Raw genomic sequence first — 6513 nt, 5'->3', positions numbered from 1 at the left:
GATTTTTTTTACTTTTATAATACGATAATGCATGAAAACCCTTGTTAATTCGCTCATCTTAAGTGAAGCAACCTACCCTTACATATCCTTATTGGGGTCGGAAGTGAGAAATTCGACCCCTTATCGACCCCAATTTAATATTTCCATTGATAAGGAACGTTTGTTCGTATACAATTTAAGTTAATAACATATCTTAGATTATGGAGGTGGTTTGATTGATTAAACGTGACTGGTCTACAATCGTTAACACAATTAATATATCGCAAGGCTTAAATAATTTAGTTAGCATCACCTATTATAATGAGGGCAAGCAAACTGCTATCGGTAAAATCACCAATATTGATAATAGCGACCAAAAGCTCACTTTAAAGCACAAACATGACTTTTGGGTACTGCAATTCCAAAACATCATCGACGCCTCTGTGATCGCATCGTGAAAGGCAATAAATTAACGGCTGGCTCTAATATGCGTTGGGAATCCATGCGTATGATTCTGCCAGAGCAACGAGAAGAATGGCTAAAGCATCAGCATGATAACAAAAAGGTCAAACAACCTGTGCTCGATGAACAACAATGGGAGGACTTTGGCAGGATCGTTGCCGAGTGTATGGAGTATAAGCATCTTATACGCTTCGAATATTGGGATGATGGTTTCTTCTACGAGGTTATTGGTGAGTGCCATCACATAAACGGCGATCAAAAACAATTCCACATTCTTGATACAGAAGATGAAATTCACTACCTAAAATTTGAAATTATTAGCAACATCGAGAGTGTATAATAACGTAACAGTTGCTAAAAATAAGCTACGGTTATGATATTCTAATCCACTGGAACACGTCCAACATTCGGGCGTGTTCCTCTATTTAAATATACGTCTGAATATTGCTTTCCCTGTAAAGCGTCCTGCAATCCTACGAGCTATCCTCTTCCCTACTGTACCCTTTTTAATGGCATTTATATCACCCATGATTCGTGCAGTCTTATATAGGTAGCCCCTAAACTTGTTCATATCCTACCCCCATTATGTTATTGATCATACGGTCTATACTTTTCCCTGCCTAATTCAAGTTCTTTCTTCAATGTATCTACATCATTACGATAATAGACAGCTGTTCCGCCTTCTTTCTTTATCGGTTTTAACCGTCCGTTTTTAATCAAAGTAGACAACCTTTGTCGGTTAATGTCTAACAACTCCATAACTTCACTTGGCGTCAATATAAAGTAATCCACAAATGATATAAGCTCTTCTTTATTATTAATAGAGTGCTTCATGTCTTTTGTCCCCTCTTGCTACGAGTAATCAAGAATATCGTGATCATACACACTACCGCTAAGCTCATAGATACAATTCCTAAAGTTGTTTCATACCAGTTTGTAAATAAAAGCGCTAACGCAATTAGTATTGCAAACGAAATTTCAATCTTGGTCATGTTTGAATCCTCCTAACTTGTGATAATATAGAAGGTGAGGGGCGCAATCCCTCACCTTAAAGTCTGTTCCTAGCCTTTCGCTTTTTGCGATGGGGCTTCTTGCGTTTCTGCTTGCTTTTGGGCTTTTTCTTTTGTGATTTAAGCCTGATGTAGAGTAGCCCAAGCGCTCCGATTCCGATTGCTAAGTCTTTAAAAATCTTAGCTAACTCTTTCGCTAACTCCAAGTTATTCCCTCCTTTCTATACTTTAATTATAGCAAATCTATATACATTTGTCTATAGATTAAGCAAAAAAATATCCTTTTTATGAATATAATTCCACTTAAAGGTTACCTTAGTAATGCCCGCTCCAATTTCTGCGTATATAGATTGACACGTCCCTTTTGGGGCGTGCTTTTTTATGTATAAGATTGAATATAAATAACATACTAGTAATACCCTGAAACGATGGGTTATACGAGTTCATCCCTATTTGAGCGCATTCACCCCGAGTGCGCTTTTTTGCATAAAAAAACCCCGCACGGTTAGTTACGGGGCAATCGCTCGACCATTGCGAGCAAATGATGGACCTTAATTATAGCACTTTAGTCTTTTTAAATGTGTCGAATTACCCATGAAAGTTTTTCCAATTATTCATGCTTTAGACCACGCACGATCTGTTCACCTTGTAACCTCAAAAGCTCTTCCTGAGTCATTACTCCGCTTTCAATCTTATCAACCCAAGACGGTTGAATTGCTTTTTCACCATTGATCGACTCATCTGCCCAAGCCTTGATGATCGGCGTCCAAACATTACGTGTGTTGTGGTTAAGACGCTCATTACGTCCAATCATCGTTACGGCTTGCGCTCTTGTCACACTATGATTTGGCTTCTCTCCATTGGTGACGCCTTCTCTAACCTTCAATTCCATAAATTCACGGTGTACATCCGGGATCGTATCACTAGGCTCATCCTTGTGCAACGTAGCTTTTGTTAACACACCGATAGCGTCACTAGTTGTTAATTCGCCATCTTTATAAGCTTTCTTTTCATTTGCATTACCATGTTCAGCTAATACCTTTTCAAAAAGCTGTTGTGAGCTTCCCCATGTAAATCCTAGTGCAGTCACATATTTCACCTCTTCCTTTGGATTATGCACGATAGATTTGACCTCTTCATCTTGTGCAATCAATTGCTTAAACCTTGCCCACGGGAAATTGCGACCTGGGCAACTTGTATTGCCAACATCGCTGTGACGGTACACATCATTTGCCGTTAAACCATGTTGGCGCATAAGCTTACGTACTTCTTGTACAAAACGTAAGAATAACTCTTCATCAATATGCTCCACATCATAGTTTCCCTCAACACAAACACCTAACGAATCGCTGTTGTTATTGGCAGCATGTGCGCCGACGTTTAGCCTCTAAGCTCATAAAATTCATGGTTCTTTTGCAGATAGTAATTGTAACCTGCTCCAGACCAGCCTTGGTTGCGATGTTGGTTGTGGATTTGCAGATAAGAGTACCTTACAGCTGCGGGATGATGAATGATAATCCGTCTAACCTGACGGATCGGTGTAAGACTTCCCCACCTTAAAGTAGGTTTAATCAAAGTTATCCCTCCTTGCTTGGTTTAACATGCTTCGTAAGCTCAAACAAACCAACTGCTGCTAGTCCACTAATACCACCCGACCATAGTCGCTCTACTACTTCCAAGTCAGTAATAGGGAAAGCAACTAAGCCAAGAAAAAGCCCTACAATCAAAGCGACTGTAGGGAGTAGGCGATTGCTAATCTGAAATTGTTTTGCTCCTTGCACGATCCCTGCTGTTACAGGGGCAATAATAGATGCTAATGTTAAAATATCAATCATGGTTATCTCTCCTCTTATCCTCGTAGTAAGACTGCCCTTTTAAAATGTCCATCGCTTTTGCCAAAGGAATTGGTACGTTCATGTCCATACGCCCTAGATTCTCGCAAATGCTTATAAATTCGTTAAACAAATAGTAAATAATCGTAGCGACCATCACCGATATTTCAAACTCACCAAACACGAGTGGATCGCCCATCTGATCAATGTATACCTTGTCGATCATGTGCGCTAAAGCCACTACACCAAAAATAAAGACTTTCTTAGGTATCCCCCAGAATCCTACTCTGGGGTTCAGCTCGCCACGGTAAAACGCTGCTGCAATACCCGTCAAATAATCAAACGTAATAAATAAAATAAGCGCACCGATCAGTACACTCCATCCACCAAACAAGTATGATAAAAAAAACCGACACTACAGCTAGTGCTGGTTTAAGATTATTTATCACCTCCATGCAATGCCCCCTTTTAAGCATAAAAAAATACGCCCTATCGGCGTTTAGATGAGTTTCCCTACTTGACCTGAGCTACTAAGCCCCATTGCTTCTAAGTCTTTTCTTACTTCGTCACGGATAGTAAATGGTACAGAATCAAACTCTCTTCGTCCTGCTACAATCAACGTTACATATACGGTTACCATTTCGTCAGCTCCTTTGCCAAATACGGCGAATAAGATTAGTTTTGTACGAATGCGAATGCTACGCATCAGTCTGCGGATCATTTAATTTCACCCTCACTTCTTCTTGCAAATGGGCAGGCACAGAATCGATCGTACGCCGTTTGCCATTAACTAAATCAACATACATACTAACTACTCGCTGACTCGGTTTCATCATTATCATCCTCACCTCCTACCAGCGCTAGGATCAACTCATACTGTTCGGCAAGTATTTCATAGGTATCTAGTTTTTGCTCAATCATTTCCTCATAAATACTTGCGATGAGGTCTAGATTGTCCATGTTTCCGTCTTCCATAAGTTTTTCTAATCTCTCGATCATCTTTTCTTCTTTTGAAGGAAACCTATGTCTTGGTTTAGACATTCTTGCGCACCTCCCTAGGCGTTGGAAACACCGCCGATTAGTTTTGTCAGAACATGTATAACGGAGGAACCAGCTGACTTTGCAAAGAATACGATTTGTATCTCAGCGTCACTCATCGTCTCGCTAGCCTGCCTAGTAAATTGATATTCTCTGCCATTACGAGTGTCGATATAACTCTTGCTCATCTCAACCCCTTCAAGAAACACTTCAACATCAATTACTTCATCAGTAACTTGTAACCACAAAACTACTTCGTCGGTATCATATTCCAGACGATACTTGGCGGTTTGACTTATCTCTTCGCCCTCTTCAATAGCAACAACATTCCTCCAAAAGCCCGTGAAATAGAATGTTAACTCTCGCTCAGAATCACGTTGCGCCCAAATCATTGGTGGCATATTACCCGAGGCTACATTGGCTAGAACATCGAATTCTCTGCTTCTCACCATTTGCAATTCAAATTTCTTCTGGTTGCTACTACCTCCAGTTAGTGTATCAGGTAAGGAAGTACCCGAACTTGACCGAAGTATCCTATAGCTCGAATCAGTTGGGGTTTGACGTATTAGCGTAATAGTGATATTCCCCTCGCTGTCGATGAATACCTTAGGGTTCTTGGCAATAAAGTTACCAAGAGTGTTATAAAAAGAACGAATACCCATAGACCCACCAACCATAAGACGCCTCACTTCAACATACTTCTTCACAGGTTCTGTCGTTGTATTAGAGTTAGAGAGTGCGTCAAAAGCCACGTAGTGATCACCATCCACTGTTTTATAAACGTCTAAGAATAATGGATAGTTCAATGCATAATCCCTAAATCCATTGTTGCTGAGGTTCGTATCTGATAGGTAGTTTATGTCAGTACCAGAATGTGTGTTACTGCCATACCCACTATTGGTACTAGCCCATGACCCACTATCGAAATAATTTCTGCGAATTCTTATACCATTAGTGGCGGCATTGCTTGTATTCCGGAAGAGCACTAAAGATATTAGTGTGGGAATACCAGTAGAATTGCTGGTAATAAATGTGTCTGTTGCGAATTGACTTTGCTGAGCTGAGTTTAAGAAGTGTGACTCCCAATTGGAAAGAGAGAAGTTCTCTGCACCACAAACCCAATGCCTAAGTGTTCCTTCAAAGGTATTACCATGCCTATTTTCTGTGCCTGAGTAGTTTATGATACACGCTATGTGAACTTCATTGTTAACTTCGTTGTAGTGTATTGTTGGTCTAAGATGTGTATGTGTAGTCCCCCATTGTATACTTGCTCTATTTATACCCCTGATGCCCATATGGTTACTGATATTTCCAGTTTCTATGCTGACAGTACAAAACATAATTAAGTCAGTTTGATCGGCGTTCCCAGCTCTTGATGATGAATAGGTATAAACAACGAATAATCTACTGCCATCAGTATCCATGGCACAAAATCGACTAGTTCGACTATCGATTTCTAAAACGGCATGTTCCTGCCAAGTCTCACAATCGTCCTCACTGATGTAAATGATGTGCCTTCTTTCGACATTTACAGTGGTACTTATAACATAAAAATATCTATCACCAACTTTCAGGAAACGTTGGTGTCCTTCTGTAATTGCATAGTCTACATCTCTCCTAATTACTCCATTGCTATTCTCAAAATCATCTATAGTCGGCACATTACCGTTGTTATTAGTAGCAGTTCTTCTTATTGAAGGAGATAAGTTCATATTCATCGCAAAAATGCCCCGTTCGTCTCTTTCTACGCCTGAGTCGTTCCCACTGACATAGGACATTCCTATGCCACCGTCATCTACACTACCACTACCTGTGAAAGTATCGCCTATAGTAGCACCATTAATGACACGATCCTCAGCTTCAAGGTGTAAATTGATATTGGCGATCTCACGCATAAGATCACGATAAGAACTCTGTGTAGCATATCTTTCTCCATCAAAAAGCAAATTGTTAAAACGGTCTGTACTGATGAGATTTAGTGCACCTGTGTTCGGGTGGGTATGGTGAATATCTTCGTTCTGAATGTGCGCATTAAGGCGTCCATCTGAGTGATCGTTAGCTTCTTCTATAGCTTCACGCTTAGAACGATTAGCTTTACTTTGCGCCCCTACTTTAGTTTCGAATTCTTCATTCGTTTGATGTGGCGTAATGCGTCTTGGCATGTCATCACCTCGTTATTTATCAATATAGTT

12 protein-coding genes and 1 pseudogene are annotated in these 6513 nt (G+C 40.2%); 2 read left to right on the top strand and 11 right to left on the bottom strand.

What is annotated here, in order from left to right:
* Positions 1-215 precede the first annotated feature (215 nt).
* Positions 216-437, top strand: a complete 222-nt coding sequence (locus JCM19055_RS20575; protein WP_042361109.1) for a YolD-like family protein — start codon at positions 216-218, stop codon at positions 435-437.
* Positions 434-781, top strand: a complete 348-nt coding sequence (locus JCM19055_RS20570) for a YolD-like family protein (RefSeq protein WP_081833872.1) — start codon at positions 434-436, stop codon at positions 779-781. The genes JCM19055_RS20575 and JCM19055_RS20570 overlap by 4 nt, the downstream gene beginning before the upstream one ends.
* Before the next feature lie 248 nt (positions 782-1029).
* On the opposite strand, the gene JCM19055_RS20560 is transcribed toward JCM19055_RS20570, so the two are convergent.
* From JCM19055_RS20560 to JCM19055_RS20525, 11 genes and pseudogenes are all read right to left on the bottom strand, one after another.
* A complete protein-coding gene (locus JCM19055_RS20560; RefSeq protein ID WP_042361105.1) occupies positions 1030-1275 on the bottom strand; it encodes a helix-turn-helix domain-containing protein in 246 nt (81 codons plus the stop codon).
* Positions 1272-1433: a hypothetical protein gene (locus tag JCM19055_RS27745; RefSeq protein ID WP_193745531.1), complete on the bottom strand. Its 162-nt coding sequence runs from the start codon at positions 1431-1433 to the stop codon at positions 1272-1274. Before JCM19055_RS27745 ends, JCM19055_RS20560 begins: the two co-directional genes overlap by 4 nt.
* 56 nt (positions 1434-1489) lie before the next feature.
* On the bottom strand, positions 1490-1657 hold the full coding sequence (locus JCM19055_RS27740; protein WP_193745530.1) for a hypothetical protein: 168 nt from the start codon (positions 1655-1657) through the stop codon (positions 1490-1492).
* A 404-nt stretch (positions 1658-2061) separates the two neighbouring features.
* Positions 2062-2814: pseudogene (locus JCM19055_RS20555) on the bottom strand (N-acetylmuramoyl-L-alanine amidase); the annotation flags it as partial.
* Between the two features lie 17 nt (positions 2815-2831).
* A complete protein-coding gene (locus JCM19055_RS20550; protein WP_042361103.1) occupies positions 2832-3026 on the bottom strand; it encodes a hypothetical protein in 195 nt (64 codons plus the stop codon).
* A 2-nt stretch (positions 3027-3028) separates the two neighbouring features.
* Entirely contained in the window at positions 3029-3286 is a 258-nt protein-coding gene (locus JCM19055_RS20545) for a holin (protein ID WP_042361101.1), read from the bottom strand.
* Complete coding sequence (locus tag JCM19055_RS20540) at positions 3279-3677, bottom strand: holin family protein (protein WP_042361100.1); 399 nt, start codon at positions 3675-3677, stop codon at positions 3279-3281. Before JCM19055_RS20540 ends, JCM19055_RS20545 begins: the two co-directional genes overlap by 8 nt.
* Positions 3678-3782: 105 nt before the next feature.
* Positions 3783-4004, bottom strand: a complete 222-nt coding sequence (locus JCM19055_RS20535) for a CD1375 family protein (RefSeq protein WP_193745532.1) — start codon at positions 4002-4004, stop codon at positions 3783-3785.
* Positions 3982-4116, bottom strand: coding sequence for a CD1375 family protein (locus JCM19055_RS27735; RefSeq protein ID WP_265182425.1), 135 nt, complete (start codon positions 4114-4116; stop codon positions 3982-3984). Before JCM19055_RS27735 ends, JCM19055_RS20535 begins: the two co-directional genes overlap by 23 nt.
* A complete protein-coding gene (locus tag JCM19055_RS20530; RefSeq protein WP_042361097.1) occupies positions 4091-4324 on the bottom strand; it encodes a hypothetical protein in 234 nt (77 codons plus the stop codon). Before JCM19055_RS20530 ends, JCM19055_RS27735 begins: the two co-directional genes overlap by 26 nt.
* A 14-nt stretch (positions 4325-4338) precedes the next feature.
* Positions 4339-6483, bottom strand: coding sequence for a hypothetical protein (locus tag JCM19055_RS20525; protein ID WP_042361096.1), 2145 nt, complete (start codon positions 6481-6483; stop codon positions 4339-4341).
* Positions 6484-6513 lie beyond the last annotated feature (30 nt).

Source organism: Geomicrobium sp. JCM 19055 (genome assembly GCF_000698185.1).
Classification (GTDB): Bacteria; Bacillota; Bacilli; order Bacillales; family Marinococcaceae; genus Geomicrobium_A; species Geomicrobium_A sediminis.
This window is presented reverse-complemented; position numbering and strand designations above follow the sequence as displayed.